Consider the following 22,168-nt stretch of genomic DNA (forward strand, 5'->3'; position numbering starts at 1 on the left):
ACCAGGAGACGTTCGAGAAGCTGCTCAACAGGCTCTCAGGCCTTCACCGCCTCGATGATGCTGGCCCCGCTTCGGGTGGGGATGATGCGCTCCACCTTCCAGGAGGTGGCTGAGAGCAGCGCCCGGAACTCGTCCTCGGTGCGCTCGCGCCCGTCCGCGAGCACCAGCATGTTGAGGTCGATCAGGTGGGAGGAGTCTGGATTCCGGTTGTCCGGAATCACCAGCTCCAGCACGAAGAGCCGGGCGCCAGAAGGGGCCGAGGCGTGGAGCTGGCGCAGGAGGGTGGTGGAGGCCTCATCATCCCAGTCATGGAGGATGTGCTTGAGCAGGTAGGCTTCGGCGGAGGGAATGCCGGGATCGAAGAAGCTCCCGGCGACCACGTCCACCCGGCTGGCGAGGCCTCGGGACTCCAGCACCGTCTTCGCGCCTTCAGCGACCTGGGGCAGGTCGAAGAGGATGCCCCGGCAGGAGGGATGGGCGCGCAGCACCTGCGCCAGCAGCTCGCCGTGGCTTCCTCCAATGTCCGCCACGCGGGCGAAGGGGGCGAAGTCGATGTGGTGCGTCAGTTCGCTGGCCACCAGTCCGGACACATTGCCCATGGCCTGGGCGAAGTGCTCCCCCTCCTCGGGATTCCGGGCGAAGTGCCCCCAGATGTCGGAGCCGAGGGCGGCTTGCACCGGGGACCTTCCCGTGCGAACCGCCTCGGAGAGCAGCCCCCAGGGCAACCAGTGCGACTTGTCGGTCAGGAGGATGGCCACCTCCCGCAGCGAGCCAGGGACGTTCGAGCGCAGCCCTTCGCCCATCGGAGTCAGGCAATAGGTCCGCTCGGAGACGGCCTCGAGGATGCCGGCGGTGACGCCGCCTCGCATCAGCCGGAACAAGGCGCCCGGGTGGACGCCGAGCTCGGCCGCCAGCGAGTCACTGTCGCGGGCCCCTCCCGCGAGCAGGTCCGCGATTCCCAGACGGGCCACGGTGCCAATGATCTGGGTGATGAAGAAGCCAGTGATGGCCGAATGAAGTTGCTGCGTGGGAGACGCATTCGTGTCGGAGATGATCTTCATGCCACGAGTCTAATCCGCGCAGCAGGCTGTGAATCAGTAGAACGTGCGTCCAAGCACGGTGACGTCGTTGACAGCCGTTTCGCCATACACAGACACGTACCAGGTCCCCATGCGCGGGTAGAAGATGGAGCAATACTCAAGGAGGAGGGACTGCTCTCCGACGTCCTCGGGGCCGGCCCGGCACGTGCTCAAGCGCTCCGCGACGCGATGAGCGCGAGATTGCGCGGAGACAGGCGTGGATCGAAGAGCTGGAGGAGCTCGACCTGGAAGCCCAGCTCCTCCAGGAGGATGGCGCGATCCAGCAGGAGCACGACCTCCAACGCCCTCGCGAAGCGGTCCCTCAGCAGATGGCAGAGCAGGAGATCCCGTGTCTCGGCGCGAACGGACACCTCGAAGGCATCCAGCTCGGCGTCCGTCATGCCGGGGTCGAGGCCCAGGCGCTCCAGGCGGTCGCGCACGTAGACGGCGAAGCGTCCGGCATAAAGCGTCCGGGGCGCGTCTCCTGCCCTCACGAAGCCGCGCTCGGGAAAGCGCCGCCTCGACAGGAGATCGAACGCGAAGCGCCACGCGTACACCTGCTTCATCCGCGCGAACTCCACCTCGGTCTTGTGATGCCGTCCCCGCGTCGTCAGCGCCAGGGCATGCGGGGTGAAGGGCAGCGGATGCGCGCCCCCGAAGCGGGAGACGGGGTAATCCCGCGGGGCCTCCAGCTTGTCGTAGCAGCAGCCGATGTTCAGGATGAAGCCCGCCCCCTGGCTCTTGCGGATCTGCGTGAGGGCGAGCGGCCCGCAGGTGTGCAGACCGAGCGAGGCCCGGTCCCGGCCGGAGAAGAGCGGATCGATCCGCGGTTGGAGCCCGTCCTCGACGGAGGCCTGGATGAAACACAGGGTGTCCCCGCCCGGAGGGTGGGTTCTCGTCAGCCACCGCCGGCCCTTGTCCTGCAGCGCGGCGTCCCGATCGATGCTGTGGAAGGTCCACCCGAACGTCCGCGCACAGAGGCGTGCGAGATGGCCCATGCCGCCGCCGATATCGACCGCCTGGCGGATGAAGCGCGTCCTTGGCGCGAGCAGGGCGAGCACCCGCTCGAGCTCGTGGGTCTTCTTGGCGCTCAGTCCCTGCGTCTCCGCGACCGTCAGCGCGTGAACGCCCTCGTGCCAGGGCAGCGCCGTCAGTTCCTGGAGCGCGCCCAGGAGCGCGCCCAGGGACGGAGGTGGGACGCCTACGAGCGCCCCCTGGTCCAGCCGCCGCTCGCCCGCTTCATCGAGCGACCGGGCATAGGCCAGCCAGTCCTCGGGATAGTCGGCGCCGGACCCGGGCCAGCCCTGGAGGATGGAGCGGGACCAGAGCGGGGACCAGGGCCGGAGTTGGTGCGTGAGCGCCTCGAGTCGCGCCTGGAAGTCCATGTCGGCGCATCCTATGCGCCGCCGCTCCGCCGGGTTTCAGTTCTCAGCCAGGCTGAAGTGGGTCACGCGGCCATCCGGGATGATGCTCACCTTGTAGCGCCAGGTCGCGGTCCCGAACTTCACCAGGTACGTGTAGACGCGGTCATCGCCCAGCACCTCGCGCTTCGCCAGGACGAGCGGCCCCGCCGGCCCCAGGTCCTGCACCAGGTCCTGGTAGTACGGCACAGCCTCCGGGAAGAACCAGCTCGGGAGGTACGCGAAACCCGCCGGATCCAGCGTCCCGTCCCGGATCTGTTCGAGCATCGCCGTGAACCGGGCCGTCATCGCCGGCTCCCGGTCGGGAACGGGCGCCAGGGGTGGCACCGCGAGCGCGGGGTTCACGATGGCCGCGATCCCGTCCACGAACGTCGTGGGGTTCGCGGTGTTGGAGTTGATCAACACCACGATGGACAGCTCGTCTCCGAGGAAACGGGAGTAGGCGCAGACGAAGCCCTGCCAGCCACCGGTGTGCTGATGCAGCGGCTTGCCCGCGCGCTCCTGGATCATCCAGCCAAAGCCATACGGATAGGAGGCCCCGCTGTTGAGCTTCACGGGGGTGAGGATCTGCTGCCAGCTCCCCCGGCCCAGGATGGCCCGCTGGTCCACGGCGGCGTCCCAGGCCAGCACGTCCTTCAAGGAGAAGTAGAGCGAACCGTCCGCGTTGCGATTCAACGACGGCGAAACCCACTCCTGGTTCTTCACCACGCCGTCGACCACGCTGTAGCCGGCCGCGCGGTTCGGGATGACGTCCTCCTCACTGATGCCTCGCGCGGACGTCATGTGCGCGGGCCGGAAGACCTGCGACCCCAGGACGTTGACGTAGGAGGTGCCCGCGACCTGGTTCACCAGGATGCCCAGCAGGACGTAGCCGGTGTTGCTGTAGTTCCAGCGCAGGCCGGCGGGGAACTGAAGGGGTCGCTCATAGGCGATCTGCAGGTAGTCCGCGTCGGTGTAGTCCTTCCGGAGGTCGAGCACGTCGTAGATGTCGCCGACGCCGGAGGTGTGCGTCAGCAGGTGACGCACCGTGATGGGCCGCCACGTCGCGGGCGCGTCGGGGAAGTACTTCGTGATGCTGTCGGACAGGGCCACCCTGCCGGCCTCCACCTGGAGCATCACCGTCATCGCGGTGAACATCTTCCCCACGGAGCCGGACTGGAAGAGGGTGTCCGTCTCCACGGGGACCTGGTGCTCCAGGTTCGCGAAGCCATACCCCTTCGACAGCACGACCCGCCCGTGACTCACGACACCCACGGCGAGACCGGGCACGCGCTGCCGTTTCTGCTCCGCGCGCACGAAGGCTTCAATCCGCTCGCGCAGCGAATCATGCGCGGCGGCGGGGCCCCCCAGGAGCAGGCCCACGAGAAGGACAGCCACGACTGCGATGGATTTCGACGGGTTGCGCATAGGGGCTCCCTGCGCCCGGAAGAGGGCATCTCCAGGAGTCCCCGGCCGCGCAAACGATGCAGGAGCCTGGCAGCCGGTCATCATCGGGCACGGACCAGGTCGCGAGCGGATGCGCGCCCTGGTCATGCGGCTGAGTGCCGCGGGGCACGGTGCCTCCCATAGGACGTACCCTGAAGCTGGCTGAGCAGCCGGTGCATCAATGTTAGCGCCGCTGGCGTCAGTGAGGCACCTCGAAGCCCAGGGGTTTGCCTGGCACAAGGTGAAGCTGACGATCAAGTTGTGGTACGGCGACGGAGTCCGTTTTGAACTGCTGCCGGTACCTCGCCACATGTGGCGCAAACAAGGGCAGCGCCTGCTCATCACCCTCCCCGGCAGCAATACGACATGAAGAAGCTGCGCTGCGCCATCCTTGATGACTACCAGGACATCTCAACGAAGATCGCCGACTGGACACCCCTGCGCGAGCAAGTCGAGGTGGTGGTGTTCTGCGAGCATTTCTCCCAGCAGGAGGCGCTGGTCGCCGCGGTCGCTGATTGCGAGGTGATCGTGATCATGCGCGAGCGCACCCCTTTCCCGAAGGCGCTCTTCGCGAAGCTGCCACGGTTGAGGCTGCTGGTGACGACGGGGATGAGGAACGCGTCCATCGACGTCGCTGCGGCGGTCGCGCATGGCGTGACGGTGTGCGGAACGGCGAGCTCCTCCGAGCCCCCCGCGGAGTTGACCTGGGCGCTCCTGCTGGCGCTCGCCCGCGACGTGGTGGGGGAGAACGTCGCGTTTCGCCGCTCCGGTCCCTGGCAGAGCTCCGTGGGGTTCGACCTCCAGGGCAAGCGGCTGGGCCTGCTCGGACTCGGAAAGATTGGCAGCAAGGTCGCGAAGGTGGGGGCCGCGTTCGGAATGGACGTGGTCGCATGGAGCCCGAATCTCACCGACGCACGGGCATCCGAGGTGGGGGTGACCCGCGCCGCGTCGAAGGAGGCCCTCCTGGAGACGAGCGACTTCGTTTCCATCCACCTCGTTCTCGGAGAGCGCTCGCGGGGGGTTATCGGCCGTGCCGAGTTCGAGCGGATGCGGCCGACGGCCTTCCTGATCAACACTTCGCGCGCCCAGATTGTCGACCAGGCCGCACTGGTTGAAGCGCTGCAGCGCGGGATGATCGCGGGTGCGGCGGTGGACGTCTTCGAGGTCGAGCCGGTGCCGGAGGGGGACGTGCTGCGGACCCTCCCGACACTGCTGGCGACCCCGCACCTGGGGTACGTCTCCCGGAACAACTACGCCACCTACTTCCGAGAGGCCGTCGAGGACATCCAGGCGTTCCTGGCTGGGGCACCCATTCGCAAGCTGAGCTGAACCGTGATGCTCTGAAGCAGCCCCCCGGTGTTCCGGACTTCGCCGTGGCCCTGCACACCGTTGCCACCGCCGCGGCGGGGACGGTGCCGCAGCCGCGCAGACGATCGTTCTGGGGAACGGTCGCCAGTCCATGACGGCTACCAAACGTTCAATGACATTGCGCTCGTGATCGAACTCCTGGCCCAGGAGTTCAACAGACCCGACTGGACCTCACGGCTCTACATTGTTGGGGGATGCCGATCCGGTTGATGATCCGGCCCATGGGCTTCGAATACGTGATTGCCGGTCGACGTGCGCTCCCACCTCACGAGGCGCCGTGGGTCTACGAACTCGAACAAGCTTACGAAGAGGACGACGAGGACGAGGAGCGGTTCGACGAAGGCTCGCTGGATGCCTGCGAGATCCTGCCCGAGAACAACGAGGAGTTCTTCGCCGCGGTCGAGCGCCTGGTGGGCTTCGTCCCCGCGGTCGTGATCACGATCGATCCTGCGGCGTGGGAGGCGAGTACCCTGGTCGCGGAGGTGCTGGCGGACGCGCTCGACGGCGTCATGTACTGCGACGGCTTGGTGAACGAGCACGGTCTGGAATACGTGCCAACGGAGGGCGCGCCAGCGGCGACCACCATCGACGAGCTGGAGGCGCGCATCTTCGCCTCCTACAAGGATCCCGAACCGTACTTCACCCGCCGGGCGGCGCGACAGGCTGCCAGACTGGCCGAAGCCAATGCGCGCGATCCGGTCGGAGCCGCGAAACGAGCCGCGGAAAGCGACTGGGGAGATGTCTGATCGAACGCGAGGCGTGCGCCGCCTGAGCGAGAGCCAGGGCACATGCTACCGTCCGCCTCCCATGGGCTCCTGAAGAGGAGCGGAGCGAAAATCGTCCACTCCGCTGATGACTTCGTGGTGGTCGCCCGCATTCGCGGGGCTGCTCAATCGCCGATATACCGCTCACGATTCCCGTGCGAAAAATCGCGCCATGCCCAACTGGAAGCACCTGCAGAAGCTCAATGGCGGCGAGGACATCTGGTACTCGGATCCCCAGCTCTCGCTGAAAGATGAGGTCTGGCTCTATTCGGCGGGCGGCGAGCTCCGGGTCTGGAGCGCGGGAACCCTCCACAAGCCGGAGCCCGGGGCGCTGAAGCTCACCACGCCCGTGAAGGAGCGGTTCACGCTCTTCAAGCCGCTGTCGCTCCTCTTCGTCGACGTGGAAGTCCGAGGAACCCAGGCGGTGGTCCGCCGCGGCACCATGAACGGCGCATATCTCCTCTCGCTCGTGGAGGCGGCGGACGTCGAAGCGCTGGTGGCGCGCTACCGGACGCTCGGCTTCCGAGACGGCAACCCTTGGAACGCGACGAAGAAGCGCGTGACGCTCCGTGAGTACCGCAAGGGCCTATCGACCGGTTGGGCCATCTCCGTCGATGGGGACCGAACCATCGAGCAGTATCGCGACGAAACCGTCACCGCGAGCCACGAGGAAGCCATCAAGCGGGCGGAGAAGCGCATTCGCGACAGGGAGAAGCAGGGCTTCATCCTGCACACCGTCGATCTCCGGGATGCGAAATATCCCAATCCCGAACCGAAGGCTCCGAAGGGCTCCCCGAAGAAGTCCCCCGCGCCCAGGGGCCCCTCCTTCGCGAAGCCCCAGGACGCCTGCGCGGCCGTCGACACGGCCATCGCGATGCTGAAGGACCTCCACGAGCGCTTCCCCAAGGCGCACTTCGTCGCGGAGCAGTTGGATTTGAAGAAGGAGCCCCGGCGCATGGACTCCCTCGACCAGCAGCTGTCCCTCTTCAAGCGCGAATACAAACACCGCATCGGGAGCTGGAACGGAGCGAAGGCGCTCAAGCCGAGGAAGAGCGAGTCGAGCTGGGACTACTTCCTGCGCGTGTACGGCTCCATCACCTGGATGGTGGACAACACCGTCGACAACGGCCTGCCCACGTTCCTGTGCGGCAACGTCACGGGCGGCGGCTGGAGTTGCTTGGAGATTTCCGACGACCTCTACGAAATCGACGGGCTCGTGGAGGCCACCGGGAACGAGGACCTGGAGAACCTCTTCGTGTTCCACGGTGGGTGGCATGTCGGCAGGTCCTTCGCCTTTGACCACCGCACGGAGTCCCCGACGGGTGAGCACGCCGTCGTTCCGTTTGACGAAAGCGTGCAAGGGCTTCCCAGGAAGACATCTCCCGCGCGCATCCAGCCCTTCGGCACGTGGCTTTACAAGCACGTGTCACGACTCACGGCCATCGCGGAGGAGAACCTGCGCGAAGGACTCTGAGCCAGTCTTCCGGGAGCGCTCAGGCCAGGGAGAAGAGAGTCCCTCTCCGTCTTATGCTCTTCCCCAGTCAGGACAGGCCCGGGCCACCGGCCCGGCTGGCACCCGGCAATTTCCCAAGCGCGGCCGTGCATCACCACCGTCGGCGAACGGTCGCCTTGGCGCCGGTCACCAGGCTCGCCGCAGGCACGTCGTCGACGACGACCGCCCCGGCCGCGATCACGGCGTCGCGCCCAATACTGACCCCGGGCATGATCGTCGCGCCCGCGCCGATCCACACGTTCTCCGCCACGTCGATGGGTGCGCCCGTGAGGTACAGCCGCCGCTCGCCCGGGTCGACCGGATGGCTGACTGTGATGAACGTGGCCTTCGGGCCGACCATCACACCTTTGCCCAGCCGAATGCCGGCGTAGTCGAGGAACGTGCAGCCCTGATTGATGAACACACGCTCGGAAAGCTCCAGATGGAGGCCGTGGTCCGTGTAGAAGGGCGGATAGATCGTGACCCTTCCCGGGAGCGGTCGGCCCAGGATTTGCTCGAACAGCGCTGCCTTGCCCACCTCGTCCTCGAAAGGCAGGACGTTGAGGCGCGACGTAAGCGCGGTGACCCGCAGCACCCTCTGGCTCATCGCCGTGAACTCGGGGCTGAGAACCCTCTCCCCGATCGCTTGGGACTCAGGGCTGTGGATGCGCATGAGACGGTCAATGGGCATTCCACGAGCTTCGCGTTCTCCCCACACGCACGTCCAGCAGTGCCTACCCACCCGGCTCCTCGCCCTGTTGATGGTGCCACCCGCGAGAAAATCGGCGGCCGTCGGTCACGTTCTGGCGCGCTGTCCGGTCTCCTCGCCATGACACTGCGACTCCTCGTGCTCGGTGCGACTGGCAACACCGGAACCCAGGTCCTCGACCTCGCGCTCGCTCGCGGGCATCACGTGACGGCGTTCGTCCGCTCACCTCAGAAAATCACGCGACGTCACCCTGCGCTTGCCATCGTCCAGGGCGACCCGCTGAGTGTGGATCCTCTTGCCCAGGCGCTCCCCGGGCATGACGCCGTCCTCTCCGCCATCGGCCCCTCGGGACGAGAGGCCTTCCGGCCGAGCACGCTGCTGACCGAATGCGCGGCCAGCACGGTGGCGGCGATGGAGCGGGCGTCCGTCCATCGCCTCATCATGGTCTCCGCGGCCCTGCTGTTCCCGGGAGGGGGCCTGCGCTTCGCCTTCTTCCGCCGACTCATCCGACACCACCTCCGGGACCTCGTCGCCGCCGAAACCGTGATTCGAGCCACGCCCTTCGACTGGACGCTCGCGCGGCCGCCACAGCTGATTTCGTCGCCGGAGGAGGCCTACCGCACCGAGCGCGAACGGCTCCCCACCGGCGCGGGGTCGATGTCGTTCCGAGCAGTGGCGGCGTTCCTCCTCGATTGCGCGGAGCAGGGCACCCATGCGCGAGAGGTCGTCGGTCTCGCCCGGCGGGAGCAGGCCGCGTGAATTCCCCGCCCCGCATCGCGCTCTGGGACGTTAGGCTCCGCTGATGGCAAGTCGCTCGTCGCTGGCGCGCCGCCTGGAGGCCTTCGAGTCGTGCCGGCACGAGCTCGTCGCGCTGTCGTACCGCATGCTCGGTGACTTCGGCCGCGCCGAGGACATGGTCCAGGAGGCCTGGCTGCGCTGGCAGGCCCACGAGGGCGAAGTGGAGTCGTCGCGAGCCTTCCTCGTCACCGTCGTCACCCGCCTCTGCCTGAATGAGCTTGGCTCCGCCCGAGCGCGGCGGGAGGAGAGCCGCCCCGACCGGCTGCCCGAGCCGGTCGACCTCGATGATGGCGGCTTCACTCGCGTCGAGCGCTTGGAGCAGCTCTCCATGGCCTTCCTCGTCGCGCTCCAGCGCCTGACGCCGGCCGAGCGGGCCGTCCTGCTGCTCCACGACGTCTTCGATTTCGGCCATCAGGAAATCGCCGAGCTCGTCGGCAACAGCGCGGCGGCGTGCCGCAAGCTGCTCGAACGCGCGCGCCGGAGCCTGACGTCCGAGCGGCGAATGCAGTCCGCCTCGCGCGAGGAACACCGTCGTCTGCTCGAAGCCTTCCTGAAGGCAGCCTCGGGCGGTGACCTCCAGGGGGTGGTCCAGCTCCTCGCGGAGAACGCGGTCATGGTGACCGACGGCGGGGCCGAGGGGCGCCGCTTCGCGGGCCAGCGCAATCTCCCGCAACCCCTGGAGGGAGCCGCGCGCATCGCCGCGTTCATCGTCGCGACCACGCAGCGCACCGCGGGCGCCCTGCGGGTGGAAGAGCACCTGCTGAACGGGCAGCCCGCCGCCGTGTTCTGGAACGGCGAGCAGCCCTTCGCGGCGCTGTTGCTCGCGGTCGCTGATGGGAAGGTCCAGCGCGTGTACTTCCACGCCGACCTGCATCGGCTGAGCCGTCTCGGTCGCCAGGCCGACACGCGCTTCGACCTGGCGCGGTTGTGGCTGTCACCATCAGCCCAAATCCCGACCCACAAAGAATAGAGTCCGTATCCTTTCTCAAGGGTCGCGTGTCTTCCGGTCATGAGCACTCAGACAGATGAGCAGCCAAGCGGCGCCATCCAGGCGTCCTGGCGCCGCTTTCTCGATACCTACGAGCCGCTCCGGCCAGACCTCTACCGGTATTGCCGGAATCTGACGCGCAGTCCCTGGGATGCCGAGGACATGGCCCAGGAGACGATTGCGCGGGCGTTCGCGAGTCTCGCCATCATGGCGGACCCGCCGCGCAACCCACGGGCATGGCTCTTTCGCGTGGCCTCCAACCTGTGGCTCAACCGGATGCGGCAGGCGCGAGAACTTCCGGTCGGCTTCTCCCCCGAGCTTCCGGAACCAGCGACGAGCGCGGAACCCCGGTCGACCCGTGAGGCGGCCGGAACGCTGCTCGGCCAGCTCTCACCCCAGGAACGCGCCGCGCTCGTGCTCAAGGATGCCTTCGGGCTGTCGCTGGAAGAGGTCGCCGAGGCGCTCTCCACCACGACTGGCGCCATCAAGGCAGCCCTGCACAGGGGACGTGGCAGGCTGCTGACGCCCGATCCGGACCGGGACGCCCCGGTGGCTCCCGCCGTCCTCGACGCTTTCTGCGATGCCTTCAACGCGCGGGACCTCGATCGCCTCACGGCGCTGCTCCTCGATACGGCGACGCTGGAGTACCCAGGGTTCAAGATCGAGTCCGGGGCCGGAGCGGTCCGGGCGGGCTCATTGCAGGGGACACTCTTCGGCTGTCCCGAAGGCGGATATGATCTCGTGGCGCCCCCGCGGTGTGAGCTCCGTGCGCACCGGGGCGAATCGATCTTCCTCTGGTGGTCGGGGGAGGAAGTGCATGCCGTCGTGCGGGTCGAGGTGGACGGCGACCGGATCACGCGGCTGCGCAACTATTATCATGCGCCAGAGGTGCTCTCCGAGGTCTGTCGCGAGCTCGACGTCCCCTTCCGCACCCACGGCTACCGCCCGGGTTCTGCCTGAAAGAAGCCGCCATGAAACTCGAGAGAGTCCAGTCTGCCGACGGCACCTCCGTCGCGTTCGAGAGGACGGGCAGGGGCCCTCCGCTCATCCTGGTTGGAGGCGCGTTCTGCGACCGTAAAGCTCCGACGTCGGGGACGCCGCTGGCGGCACTCCTGGCACATCGCTTCACCGTGTGGAGCTACGACCGGCGCGGCCGCGGAGACAGTGAGGACAGGGCGCCCTATGCGATCGATGAGGAGGTGCAGGACCTCTCGGCACTCATCACCGCGGCAGGCGGCTCGGCGTTCGTGTTCGGTAACTCGTCCGGCGGCCTCCTGGCCCTCGATGCAGCCGCTCAGGGACTCCCGATTCCGAAGCTCGTCCTCTACGAACCTCCGGTCATCCTCGATACGACCCGGGCGAAGCACTTCGAGGCCCTTGCGAAGCAGCTCGACGAGGCCGCGGCGGGGGGACATCGTTCGGAGGCTGTCGAGCTCTACTTCACCCAGGTGATGCAGATGCCCGAGCCGGGCCTCGCCCGGATGCGAGCGTCGCCGATGTGGGAGGGGCTCGAGCGGCTCGCACACACTCTCAGCTACGACCTCCGCATCACGGCCCGTGGGGCCACGAGGCTCGAGCAGATGCCAGCCGTGCGCTCGGAGACGCTCGTCATGGATGGAGGCGCAAGCCCGCCCTGGATGCGCGAGACGATCCAGACCCTGGCACGTGCCATTCCCCAGGCGCGGCACCAGACGCTGGAAGGACAGACACACGCAGTCGATCCCAGGGCCCTGGCTCGAGCGCTGGAGGAGTTCCTCGGAGAATGCTGGCGGGCCGACCATGTTGAAACGTGACGACGTCATCCACGGAATCGACCTCGCGTTCAAGGATGCGGCCATTCCACGAACCGAGGAAGAGCTTGCACCGCCGGGCATTGAGGCCAGGTACGTTATCGACCACTTCTTCGGTAAGACGCGGAACGATGTGGAATCCCAGCCCTTCCTTGGCTCGCTGTACATGGAAGACTTCTCGTACATGACGGACGCCGCCGTCCGGTACTACTTGCCGGCGGTTCTCCGCATCATGCTGGCGAATTCGACCGACTTCGAGCTGTGGATTCATCTCCACGGCTTTCTTCGTCGCAGGGAGGGTGATTGTCCCGCCCCTGCGTTGACGGCTCTCAGCGTCGCGCAGCGCAAGGCGATTGCGGACTGGGCAGACACTCTCAGCCAAGAGTGGGCATCGTCGAAGTGGATGTCGCAGTTCTCCAAAAAGGCCGCCAGGCTGGCTCGGACTTATCGTTCAGTTGGAACCTCCCTTCCGTCGACGTGAGGCGCATACCGCGGCGCTCGAGTACGTGGAGGCGCTGCTGGGACGAGCGCAGCGCAAGAATGCCTGGGGCCTGTCGGAGAGCTCCCTCTTTGAGCTTGCCCTTCCCCGGGAGGCCCTTGTCTATTCAGGCCCCCTTGCGAGGCGCTCCGGCGTCAACACCCCAGAGGAACTTGAATGCGCTCTGCTACGGCACCAATCGTAGGTCTGTCGGTGGCTTTTCTCGTCTTGGGATGTTCGGGTGAGCCCTCCTCGCCAGACACCGCGGGGATTGACGCTGTGGGGCGTGGTGGCGGTGCCATCACCATCCTCCATGGCTCACAGCTCACCGTATCGGACGTCGGGCCGGCGGGGATTGGCATCTCCTCCTTCACGAACGTCTCCGGAGGGACTTTCACTGGAACGGCGCTGAGCGGCTGGGGCTCTCTCGCGCGCACCCTCGGCACCGGGGGCGAGACAATCGACGGCTTCACCTTCTCGCAGGGCACCGTCGTCCTTCAGGGCGCGAACGTCACTTCGCTCATCACGGTCAACTCCGGATGGCTGGTGCTGCGAGGTTGCAAAGGCAGCATCCTCCTCAACCACCCGACGGGAAATGGAGGCGGCGCCGCGGCACTGTACAGTCAGCTCGGTTCGTTCAACGCGGCGGGGGCGAAAGACGGCAGGCAGCCCGCCAAGACGATTTGCCACCGCTGCTACTTTCCGAACAGCGGGTTGGAAAACGTCTACTCCAACAACGTCACCATCACCGAGTCGTGGATTGCCGTGGCGCCTGGTGGTTCCGGCGATCATGTGGATGGCATCCAGACCTGGGGCGGGCAGTCGTCCTTGAACTTCTCGCGCAATCGCCTGCAGTGGAATGGCTCCTGGAACAGCACGCAGTCCGGGTTGCTCGCGATGTATTCCGACGGCTCGCAGAACGGGTTCGCCGGCTACAACCAGGTCGCCGTGCAGGACAATGACTTCGTGATTGGGTTGGGCGGGGGAATCGGTCTGCACGCGCCAATGGGGGTGGCGACCACGAACATGGTTGTGACCGGAAACCGCTGGACGTGGAGCCCTGACTTCGACGACCCGGACTACACGCCGGCCATCTACAGGGGCTCCGGGGCGGCGAACTACAAGACCGGTGGGAACGTCTGGTCGAACAATCGCTGGGCAGACGGTCCCTACGCGAACCAGTTCCTGCGTCCCGACAACAGCACCGGCACGACGGACTACTGAAGGCACAAGTCTTCGGATTTCGGCAGATGTGATGTTCCATTCAATACCTGAAAGGAAGGAAGCATGAGCCCCAGAGTCCATTCTTCGAGACGCTCCATCCGCGCTGCCTTCATGCTCGCCCTGTCGTGGCTTGCCATGAGCTGTGGAGGCGAAGTGTCGGAAGCGGAAGGTGACGACGGCAGCCGGCGCGTGGGCCTCGCGACCTGCGACCGGCTCGCCACCAACGCGGCGACGCTGGCAAGCCAATGGAGCGCGGCGACCGCAGGGCAGACGATCTGCCTGGCCAGTGGGAGCTACGGCACGTTCTCCGCGGGAGCAAAGCCCGGAGTGGTCACCGTCAAGCCCCAGAGCGGGGCCACCCCAACCCTGGCGCTCCGCTTCAACGGCGCGAACAACGTCCGCATCGAGGGACTCACCCTCACCTCGGCCGTGTTGCTGGGCTCCACCCGCAACGTGACGATCACCGGCAGCCGCTTCACGGGCGCCGCGATGATTGACGGGGTGGCCCAGTCCAACATCCTGTTCGACGGCAACACGCATCTCAACATCAACGCCCCCACGGGCGCCGTACCGGCACGCATTCACTTGCCCTACAGCAGCTCGACACACTCCGGCGTCACCATCCAGAACTCGCGTTTCGAGGGGGGCGACGCGGACGGCATCCAGACCGGGGTGGGGGTCAACATCCTCAACAATCAGTTCAAGGACATCCAGGAGAATGGCCCCAACCACACCGACGCGATCCAGCTGCTCGGAGCTCCGGGCGCGGTGGTTCGAGGGAATTATTTCCTCAACTGCGCTTCGGGCATCGTCGCCTACGACGGCGTCGAGCGCGCGGTCATCGAAGACAACGTGCTGGATCTGCGCGGTCGCCCGTGGGCCATCGAGCTCTACTCGGATGACGGTTCGATCGTTCGCCACAATACGCTGCAGCACGGGGCGTGCGACTGGAACCTCCCCTGCGGGATCATCGACATCACTCGCAAGACAGCGGACGACGTCGGGCGGGGCACGGTGATCGTTGACAACGTGGCGACTGAAATCTCGGTGAACAACGGCTCCACCGTGGCGGAGCGCCACCACAACCTCCTCCGGCAATACGCCCAGAGCGGCGAGCTGACCGGAGTCCCGGTGTTCATGGGGGGAGCCGCTCCCACGGACTGGTCCGGCTTCCGCCTGGCTCCGGGTTCGCCCGGAAAGAGCGCGGCCTCGGACGGCACGGACATCGGGATTCGTTGACGGCCCTCCTCAATCACGACCTGCGCCCCACCCTGGAGACACTGCTGCTCAAGACGCGGCTGCCGCTGGCGGAGGTGAGGGGAGTGGGCCCCCCTGGATTTGAACCAGGGCCCCATCGGTGATGAGCCGGGTGGGGCCGGTTGGCAGGGGTTTGCAGCCCCTGGCAGCGCCTTGCCACCTGCGGAAAAGGACTGAGGCTTCCTCGCGAGGAGGAAAGGGGACGCTGCGCTTGCGGTGAACCTACCGCCCATATTGGTAGGTGTCAGCGCAATCCAAGAGGGGTGATGCGCCACCGGGTGCTGCGGTTGCTGGAAGCAACTCCGTGGCGAAATGAGCGCATCTTGTGATTCGATGCCGCTCAACCCCTCAAGGAGAGATACGCCATGAAGAGCTTCCTGGGTGTGCTGACGGTGCTCGTCGTCCCGGTGCTGGTGGCCTGTGGTGGATTGGAACCTGTCGAGGCGCCGGAGCTGGGGCAGGAGTCGAGCGCCCTCGTCACGTGCTCACAGACCTGTCCGAATGGCTCGACGGTGTCTTGTGAGGGGAACACCTGTTCGGTGCAGGCGGACTCCGTCGAGTGCGATGGCCTCTACAATATCTGTTTTACATCCACCCCCATCTGTGGGCTGAACAATCGCTGCAGCAAGCTCGCGGGGACCCCGTGTTCGCCCGTTGGCGCGTCGCGGAGTTGCTGTCTGACGGGCCACCCCAATCCCAATTGCTTCTGTACGCCCCTTGGCGTCTGGGCCTGCAGTGCGTTGTGACACGCCCGGGGCCGAGGAGAGGGAACACTTCAGCCGGGAGATGATGCCCAGGGGACGTGACGCGCGTCACGCGGCCCGCTATGTCCCTGCTGCGTGAGCACTCCCCTCCTCACCCTGCTTGCCCTCCTGGGCTTCGCCGCGAACTCGCTGCTGTGCCGCGCTGCCCTCTCGGGCGGCGCGGCGCGCAGCATCGACGCGGGTTCGTTCACGCTGGTGCGGCTTGCGTCGGGAGCGCTGGCGCTCGCGCTGCTGCTGCGGCTCCGACGGGGCGGTCGCGGGGCGACGGGGCACGGGAGCTGGGCCTCGGCGCTTGCGCTCTTCGCCTATGCGGCCGGCTTCAGCTTCGCGTACGTGCGCATCGGGGCGGGCGTGGGCGCCCTGCTGCTCTTCGGCTGCGTGCAGCTCACCATGCTCGCGGCAGGGCTCGCGCACGGTGAGCGGCCGGGTGCGCTCGAGTGGGTGGGGCTCGCGGTGGCACTCGCAGGGCTCGCGGGGCTCACGCTTCCTGGAGCGAGCGCGCCGGATGCGCTCGGCGCGGGGCTCATGGCCGCGGCGGGCGTGGCGTGGGGTATCTACAGCCTGCGGGGGCGTGGGAGCACGGACCCTCTCGCGGCGACGGCCGGCAACTTCGTGCGCAGCGTGCCGCTGGCCCTGGCACTCGTGATGCTTGCCCGCGCTCTGGACGCGGCCCCACACCCGTCGCCGAAGGGGCTGCTGCTCGCGGCCACGTCAGGCGCGCTCGCCTCGGGCGTGGGCTACAGCCTCTGGTACGCAGCGCTGCCCCACCTGACCAGCGCGCGCGCGGCGGTGGTGCAGCTGTGCGTCCCGGTCATCGCAGCGGTGGGCGCGGTGCTGCTGCTCGGAGAGCCCCTCACCCAGCGGCTGCTACTGGGTGGCGCCGCGCTGCTTGCGGGCGTTCTGCTGAGCCTGCGTGCGAAGCAGCGTCCTATGGCGGCGAAACACTGACGGGCACGCTGCGGACGGCGATCTCGTAGAGCGCCCAGAGGGTGACCTGGCTGTGGGGGTTGTCCGGCCACTCCCGTGGCAGGAGCGACTTCGCCAACACCGCATCGGTGTAGCTCAGCGATCCGTACGGGTTCATCCGCTGGGTCAGGGGGGGCGAGCTGGCCCGTCCACGGCACCTCCGCTGCAGTCCTCACCCTCGACGTGGCTTCCATCCCGCCTATGCGCCTCCGTTCCTGGCGAGGAGCTCAGGACGCAAAGACAACGCGGTCCCCTTCGCGACGGAGTGCCACCGGATGGTGGTGGTGGCCCGGTGGTGGGCATCTCCGGGGCGGATGCGACTTTTTGCGCGACGTCCGTACGAGGATTCTCAGGGCCTACGGCTCCGGCGGCAGCAGCGCATGGGCAACATCCAGGACGTGCTGGAGCTGCGCCTCCGTCATCTTCAGGTGCACGGCCGCGGCGGCGACGTCCCCGGGCGGAAAGGCGCGCATGGAGCGCGGGGTGAACCAGTTGAAGAGGGTGACGATGCCGCGCACCAGGGCCGAGCGGGTGAATACGGCCGTGGGCGGAATGGCGAAGCCCTTGGGCACCTTGTTGAGCGCCTGCTGGCGCTGGGAAGCATTGGGGCCAGACCCTTCCGCCAGCACGAGCTGCGCGGTGCCGGTGTCCTGGAAGGCGGCGATGAGCGCGCAGTAGTGCACCCACTCGTCCTGGGCGGGAGGCAGGGAGTTGTGCGCCACCACCAGCACGGTGCCCACGATGGCCGTGCCCATCGTGCGGCCCTTGAAGGCGCCCTGCACATCCGGCGCGCGGAGCGCCGCCACGGAGTCACCCGGCCCAGGAGATGCGGTCATGCGCGGAATGCTCACCTGGAAGCCGCGAGTGCCACCACTCACCGCCGGTGCGCCCCCGCGTGAATCGGGGGCGCCCCACTTCCAGGGTGAAGGCCCACACCCTCGCTCCTGGCTACGGGGCATCCGTGCCGTAGCCGGGAACCCAGTCCTCGAAGTGCAGGTGCGGGCCTGTGCCGAGCAGCGCCGTAAAGTGATGGAGCGGCAGGGGCGAGCTCGACGTCAGCTCGCCCCTGCCTTCCAGGCCTTGGTGGTCGCGCTCCACTGCTCGACCATCAGGTCGATGAAGCGCCGCACCTTCGCCGGCAGGTGACGTCTGCTCGGGTAGAGCGCCATGATCGGGACGTGCTCCGTCTCGCATGAGGGCAGCAGCGCCTTGAGCCGCCCGCTCGCCAGGTCTTCATCGACCAGGAAGCCGGGCAGATAGGCGATGCCCAGTCCCGCGATGGCCGCGTCCCGGAGCGCCTCCCCACTGTCGAGCCGCAGGCGGCTTCGTCCCTCCACCTTCACCAGGGGGCCGCCCTTCTCACGCAGACGCCAGTGCTGCCGTCGCGTCCGGCTGCTGAAGAGCAGACAGTCATGCGCCGCGAGATCCTCCAGTGTGCCGGGTTCGCCATGCGCCTTGAGATAGGAGGGCGCGGCGCAGATGAACACCGGGTGTCGAGCCACGACCCGGGAGACCAGGCGCGTATCAGTGCTGGACGCATTGATGCGCACGGCCAGGTCGTAGCCCTCCTCGACGATGTCCGAGACGCGATCCGTGAAGCTCACCTCTGCCTGGAGCTCGGGCCAGGTGCGCAGGTAGTCCCGCAGCAAGGGAAGGACCTGCCGTCTGCCGAATGCGGCCGGAAGGGTGAGCCGGAGAACCCCCCGGGGAGTTCCCGCGCGCTGCCCGACGCTGGCTTCCGCGTCGTCCAGGGCCGCGAGAACCTGCAGGCAATGCTCGTGGAAGACACGGCCCTCATCGGTGAGGCTCAGCTGGCGTGTCGTGCGATTGAGCAGGCGCACCCCGAGGCGGGATTCCAACCGGGCCAATGCCTTGCCCGCCGCCGAGCGCGTCAGGCCGAGGGCCTGGCCGCCGCCCACGAAGCTGCCCGCGTCCACGACGGCCATGAAGGCGAAGATTTCATCCAGCTGGGCGCGTTTCATCGAGGGCGCTCCATTGTAGCGACCGCGTCGCTGAAGAGGGGAACGCCGTTCGTCAATGGGCCCGGTATACGAGCCCGGCATCCACCCATTCGTCTGGAGCGCCTCCATGCCCGTGACCCTGATCAACCCCGATGGACTCATGAAGCCCGACGTGTACCGGCAGGTGGCGATCGCCACCGGCACCCGGCAGGTACACGTCGCAGGACAGGTCGCGTACGACGCGGAGGGGCAGCTCGTCGCGCGGGGGGACCTGGCGGGACAGGTGGCGCAGGCCTACCGCAACGTCGCCATCGCCCTGGCGGCTGCCGGGGCGACGTTCAGCGACGTCGTCCGGCTGACGTTCTACGTGGTCGACTGGAAGCATGAATTGATGCCAGCCTTCCTCGCCGGCATCGAGCAGGTCTCCAAGGAGTTGCGGATCGTCCCGGCGCCGGCGTCGCTCATCGGGGTTTCCGTGCTCTTCGAGCCGGGCGTCCTCGTGGAGATCGAAGCCACCGCAGTCGTGGACTGAGCTGTTTCGGTGAGTGTCAAAGCCGCCGCCGCCGCCCGGGGCACGTCACGCCGTGTGCCCCTGGCTCAGAACAGGTTGGCGATGTCCTTCACCGGCTGCGGCGCGGCCTCGGTGCTCCCCAGCGCGCCCATGACGCCTCCGAAGATCATGGACGCCGGGTTGGCGCGGCCCTTCGTGATGGACCCGACGACGCCCTCCGCGGCGCCCTTCAAGGTGTTGAAGTAGCCGGTCGCGGCGCCCTCGAGGACTCCCTTGAAGCCCCCTTCCGAGTTGCCGATCCCCGTCAGGACGTTGCTGACTCCCGGCAGGAACCACAGGGCCTTGCCCGCCTCGCCCGCGAACCACTGGAAGTTGTCCTTGTTGCTGCCGTCCGCCTTGACGTGGGTGTCCTTCGTGGTCGGCAACTGGTGGTCGCCCAGGAAGGAGTAGCCCTTCTCGGCGAAGTCCTTGAGCATGCCGGCCTCCGTGCCGTGGCGCGCATCGCCGTCCTTGGTGATGCCCTCGATGTTGCCGTCGCCCTGGCCGTTCTGGACCTTGCTCGCGCGGTCCCCACCCGTGGAGGCCTTGGCGCTGTCGATGAACTCCAGCACCTGGGTCAGCCGGTAGACGCCGTCGGCGTTCTGCTTCGGGTCCTTCAGGTCGAGCTTGGGGTCGACGCCGGTCTGCTTGCACAGCTGCTCGAACTTGATGTCCTTCTGGCGGCCCAGCTTCTTCAGCACGGGCGAGTCATCGACAATCTGCGCCGCCGTCCGGGTGTCGCCAGCCGGCCGCTTGTCGTTGGCGCTCGGGATGCCAGAGCCGGAGGACCGGGGAGCCGCGGCAGCCGGCTGGAGCTCCGGGGAGCGGGGCTGCCTCCGGTTGATGACCGCCGCGGGCTCGAAGGAATCCACCGGGCTGAAGCCCCGTGCGCCCTGGGGGCTTCGAGCCCGCACGTCCTGAACGGGTCCCGCCGACAGCAGCTGCTTCGGGTTGACGGGAGCGGACGGAGCCGTGCTTGGACGCAGCATGGAAGACGAGAGGGCCGTGGGCTTGGCGAGGATCATGGGGTCACCGGGTTCGGGACATCGATGCGCCGTCTCATTGCAGCGCGGATGCCAACCCGGTGGGCTCCCGCAACCCGTCGATTTCCCAGGGTTCGGATGACTTCGGGGAACGCGCGTCAGGCCTCCAGCCGGTGACCGCGGTCACCAGGAGGATGGCGCCAGTCACCATGGCGCCCGCGGGCGGAGCTCCCGCTCAGGCGGCCTGCGAGTCGGGACGGTGCGCCTTCATGAACCTGTGTCGTCCCAGGTAGCCCTGGAAGGCCTGGAGCACCGCATCCGGATCCTTGAGCTTGCTCAGGCAGATGGAGCGCCGGCGGGTGAAGCGGCCTTCTCCAATGACATCCAGGTCCAGGTACTTCTTGAACAGGCGCTCGGCGGTGGAGGCGGTAGCGACCTGGTCGAACAGGACGGGCTGCTCCCACTCCGTGCAGCTCACCTGCGCATGGTCCATCCGCACCTCGTAGCCGTCCTCCTTGCTTTCGAAGACCTTCGGCGGGAAGTGCTTCTCCACGAGTTGCCGCTCCTCGTCCGTGGCCGGTTCGTAGCGGCAGGCGAGTGCCAGGTCATGGGCCTGGGCGAAGCGCTCCTCGTAGACGCCCCACAGCCGCGCCTCGATGGCCTCCGCGTCCACGATGGCGTCCACCCACGAGGACGCCACGGGCTCCAGAAGCGCCTGCGACATGTCCGCGGGCTTGAGGTGGACGCCCACGTTCTCCATGCGCGCGGCCAGGGGCGGATGGGAGTCGAAGGGATGGGGTGTCACGGCACGCTGCAAGTCGTCGTGCACCGCCTCGGACCGGGCATACTCGGAGAAGCCGTGCGCGACCCGCTGCGCGATGGCCACCGAGTGGTGCCGCGCATCCTCGGCGAAGAGCTTCTCCTCCACGCGCGCACGGAAGCTTGCGTACGCGCCCACCTTCACCAGCGAGCGGGCGATGTCCTGCCCCGACGTCACCCCCGCCGCCAGCCGGTCCGCCGCGAGCTCACTGGCGCGCTGGCCGCGGCCCAGCGACAGCTCGAACAGCACGCGATAGGCCCTCATGAAATAGAAGATGGGCAGCGTCATGCCGCCCTCGTGCAGCGTCTGCAGGTAGTGGCCGAAGTGCGACAGCACGGGCGCCAGCCGCTTGCTGTGCCCCGTGTCGCCTCCCAGGAGGTGCCCCATCTCGTGCGCCAGCACCGCCTCCGCCTCGGAGCGCTCCAGCATGCGCAGCAGGGACAGGCTCACGAAGAGCGTGCGGCCCGAGAGCATGCGCCCGCCTACGCGCACTTCATGCTCGGTGACGAAGAAGTTGGTGTCGATGCCCGCGAGGATGTGGTCGGGCGGGGACGTCTTCAGCCGCTCGCACAGCCGGCGCACGCAGGCCCACAGCTCCGGGGCCCGCTCCTCGGTGACTTCCTCCGCCTCCACCTCGAAGTCCGTGGGCGGGCGATGGAAGATGGCCACGACCACCACGAACACGGCGATCAAAGCCACGCCGGCCATGAGGAGGATGAGCTTCGGGTAGTAGCTGTGGAACCACAGCGCGGTCGTCCAGTAGGAGAGCCACACCAGCAGGGCGCCCTGTCCCAGCACCTGGAGCGCGCTGGAGATGCGGAGCACGTGCCAGCCGACCACGAAGCCGCCGTACTGGAAGGGGCGTGAGATGAACGCCGCCAGGCCGCACAGGAGCGCGATCCCCGTGGAGGCAAGCCCGAGCGCCAGCAGGATCCAGGAGGCAAGACGGGCCCACTGGAACTGCTTCAGGTCCGAGCACGCGTCGCCCAGGCTGTTGCGGTAGCGCGTCAGCTCCACGTCGTCGCCCAGACAGGCCGCCGACGCAGGGACCGCGCGGTAGAAGGCGAACGCCTCCTGACGGTCCGCGTCGCTCAACGACATGTCCTGGTCCAGCTGCCTCTTGATGGCTTCGAGCACATCCGCGTCGAAGCGGTCGGAGGCATGACCGGAGAACCAGAGCCCGAACAGCGGCAGGGCAAAGAGCAGCAGCGCAGGCGGCACGAGGCCGCGGACGAAACCTGGGGATTTCCGAGAGGAGGCCATGGGAGCTGGCGAACCAGCATAGCGCGCCACGCGACCGCTCCAGCCCCCACCCTCAACATGGCTTCTCT

Annotated in this window: 22 protein-coding genes; 13 read left to right on the plus strand and 9 right to left on the minus strand. The window is 67.4% G+C overall.

Features of this window, described 5'->3' with window-relative positions; all coding sequences use genetic code 11:
* Window positions 1-35: 35 nt before the first annotated feature.
* From D7V93_RS04785 to D7V93_RS04795, 3 genes are all read right to left on the minus strand, one after another.
* Window positions 36-1,061, minus strand: a complete 1,026-nt coding sequence (locus tag D7V93_RS04785) for a methyltransferase (RefSeq protein WP_120642223.1) — start codon at window positions 1,059-1,061, stop codon at window positions 36-38.
* Between the two features lie 188 nt (window positions 1,062-1,249).
* Window positions 1,250-2,464, minus strand: a complete 1,215-nt coding sequence (locus D7V93_RS04790) for a methyltransferase (RefSeq protein ID WP_120642224.1) — start codon at window positions 2,462-2,464, stop codon at window positions 1,250-1,252.
* Between the two features lie 36 nt (window positions 2,465-2,500).
* Window positions 2,501-3,877, minus strand: coding sequence for a serine hydrolase domain-containing protein (locus D7V93_RS04795; RefSeq protein ID WP_244237112.1), 1,377 nt, complete (start codon window positions 3,875-3,877; stop codon window positions 2,501-2,503).
* Between the two features lie 289 nt (window positions 3,878-4,166).
* Here D7V93_RS04795 and D7V93_RS47270 point away from each other — a divergent pair, with 289 nt between their 5' ends.
* From D7V93_RS47270 to D7V93_RS46420, 4 genes are all read left to right on the plus strand, one after another.
* Window positions 4,167-4,295, plus strand: a complete 129-nt coding sequence (locus D7V93_RS47270) for a hypothetical protein (protein ID WP_279636848.1) — start codon at window positions 4,167-4,169, stop codon at window positions 4,293-4,295.
* The gene (locus D7V93_RS04805) at window positions 4,292-5,254 is read left to right on the plus strand and encodes a D-2-hydroxyacid dehydrogenase family protein (protein ID WP_120642227.1); all 963 of its coding nucleotides are present in this window, start codon (window positions 4,292-4,294) and stop codon (window positions 5,252-5,254) included. Before D7V93_RS47270 ends, D7V93_RS04805 begins: the two co-directional genes overlap by 4 nt.
* Window positions 5,255-5,514: 260 nt before the next feature.
* A complete protein-coding gene (locus D7V93_RS04810; protein ID WP_120642228.1) occupies window positions 5,515-6,039 on the plus strand; it encodes a hypothetical protein in 525 nt (174 codons plus the stop codon).
* 190 nt (window positions 6,040-6,229) lie between these two features.
* Window positions 6,230-7,531 carry a hypothetical protein gene (locus D7V93_RS46420; protein WP_244237113.1) on the plus strand — a complete coding sequence of 434 codons (1,302 nt, stop codon included), beginning with the start codon at window positions 6,230-6,232 and terminating at the stop codon, window positions 7,529-7,531.
* Between the two features lie 130 nt (window positions 7,532-7,661).
* On the opposite strand, the gene D7V93_RS47275 is transcribed toward D7V93_RS46420, so the two are convergent.
* Window positions 7,662-8,222 carry a DapH/DapD/GlmU-related protein gene (locus D7V93_RS47275; RefSeq protein ID WP_279636849.1) on the minus strand — a complete coding sequence of 187 codons (561 nt, stop codon included), beginning with the start codon at window positions 8,220-8,222 and terminating at the stop codon, window positions 7,662-7,664.
* A 156-nt stretch (window positions 8,223-8,378) separates the two neighbouring features.
* Here D7V93_RS47275 and D7V93_RS04830 point away from each other — a divergent pair, with 156 nt between their 5' ends.
* From D7V93_RS04830 to D7V93_RS04875, 8 genes are all read left to right on the plus strand, one after another.
* Complete coding sequence (locus D7V93_RS04830; RefSeq protein ID WP_120642230.1) at window positions 8,379-9,017, plus strand: NAD(P)-dependent oxidoreductase; 639 nt, start codon at window positions 8,379-8,381, stop codon at window positions 9,015-9,017.
* 43 nt (window positions 9,018-9,060) lie between these two features.
* A complete protein-coding gene (locus D7V93_RS04835) occupies window positions 9,061-10,026 on the plus strand; it encodes a sigma-70 family RNA polymerase sigma factor (RefSeq protein WP_120642231.1) in 966 nt (321 codons plus the stop codon).
* 39 nt (window positions 10,027-10,065) lie between these two features.
* Window positions 10,066-11,004 carry a sigma-70 family RNA polymerase sigma factor gene (locus tag D7V93_RS04840; protein WP_120642232.1) on the plus strand — a complete coding sequence of 313 codons (939 nt, stop codon included), beginning with the start codon at window positions 10,066-10,068 and terminating at the stop codon, window positions 11,002-11,004.
* 11 nt (window positions 11,005-11,015) lie between these two features.
* Entirely contained in the window at window positions 11,016-11,837 is an 822-nt protein-coding gene (locus D7V93_RS04845) for an alpha/beta fold hydrolase (protein WP_120642233.1), read from the plus strand.
* On the plus strand, window positions 11,824-12,315 hold the full coding sequence (locus tag D7V93_RS04850) for a hypothetical protein (protein WP_147451043.1): 492 nt from the start codon (window positions 11,824-11,826) through the stop codon (window positions 12,313-12,315). Before D7V93_RS04845 ends, D7V93_RS04850 begins: the two co-directional genes overlap by 14 nt.
* Before the next feature lie 276 nt (window positions 12,316-12,591).
* Window positions 12,592-13,536, plus strand: a complete 945-nt coding sequence (locus tag D7V93_RS04860) for a hypothetical protein (RefSeq protein ID WP_120642236.1) — start codon at window positions 12,592-12,594, stop codon at window positions 13,534-13,536.
* A gap of 63 nt (window positions 13,537-13,599) precedes the next feature.
* Window positions 13,600-14,775, plus strand: coding sequence for a right-handed parallel beta-helix repeat-containing protein (locus D7V93_RS04865; RefSeq protein WP_244237114.1), 1,176 nt, complete (start codon window positions 13,600-13,602; stop codon window positions 14,773-14,775).
* A gap of 857 nt (window positions 14,776-15,632) precedes the next feature.
* Window positions 15,633-16,505 (plus strand): DMT family transporter, encoded by an 873-nt coding sequence (locus D7V93_RS04875; RefSeq protein ID WP_120642239.1) that lies wholly within the window; start codon window positions 15,633-15,635, stop codon window positions 16,503-16,505.
* Here the strand turns inward: D7V93_RS04875 and D7V93_RS44765 are convergent.
* From D7V93_RS44765 to D7V93_RS04885, 3 genes are all read right to left on the minus strand, one after another.
* Window positions 16,486-16,641, minus strand: a complete 156-nt coding sequence (locus D7V93_RS44765; RefSeq protein WP_158623650.1) for a hypothetical protein — start codon at window positions 16,639-16,641, stop codon at window positions 16,486-16,488. The genes D7V93_RS04875 and D7V93_RS44765 overlap by 20 nt on opposite strands.
* 238 nt (window positions 16,642-16,879) lie before the next feature.
* Window positions 16,880-17,359, minus strand: a complete 480-nt coding sequence (locus D7V93_RS04880; protein WP_120642246.1) for a SpoIIAA family protein — start codon at window positions 17,357-17,359, stop codon at window positions 16,880-16,882.
* Between the two features lie 219 nt (window positions 17,360-17,578).
* Window positions 17,579-18,505: a LysR family transcriptional regulator gene (locus D7V93_RS04885; RefSeq protein ID WP_120642240.1), complete on the minus strand. Its 927-nt coding sequence runs from the start codon at window positions 18,503-18,505 to the stop codon at window positions 17,579-17,581.
* Window positions 18,506-18,611: 106 nt separating this feature from the next.
* On the opposite strand from D7V93_RS04885, the gene D7V93_RS04890 reads away from it, so the two are divergent.
* Window positions 18,612-19,016: a RidA family protein gene (locus tag D7V93_RS04890; RefSeq protein WP_120642247.1), complete on the plus strand. Its 405-nt coding sequence runs from the start codon at window positions 18,612-18,614 to the stop codon at window positions 19,014-19,016.
* A gap of 65 nt (window positions 19,017-19,081) precedes the next feature.
* Here the strand turns inward: D7V93_RS04890 and D7V93_RS04895 are convergent, their stop codons facing one another.
* Entirely contained in the window at window positions 19,082-20,059 is a 978-nt protein-coding gene (locus tag D7V93_RS04895) for a hypothetical protein (RefSeq protein ID WP_120642241.1), read from the minus strand.
* A gap of 193 nt (window positions 20,060-20,252) precedes the next feature.
* Entirely contained in the window at window positions 20,253-22,058 is a 1,806-nt protein-coding gene (locus D7V93_RS04900; protein WP_504739560.1) for a M48 family metallopeptidase, read from the minus strand.
* Window positions 22,059-22,168 lie beyond the last annotated feature (110 nt).

The organism is Corallococcus llansteffanensis, assembly GCF_003612055.1.
GTDB classification, from domain to species: domain Bacteria; phylum Myxococcota; class Myxococcia; order Myxococcales; family Myxococcaceae; genus Corallococcus; species Corallococcus llansteffanensis.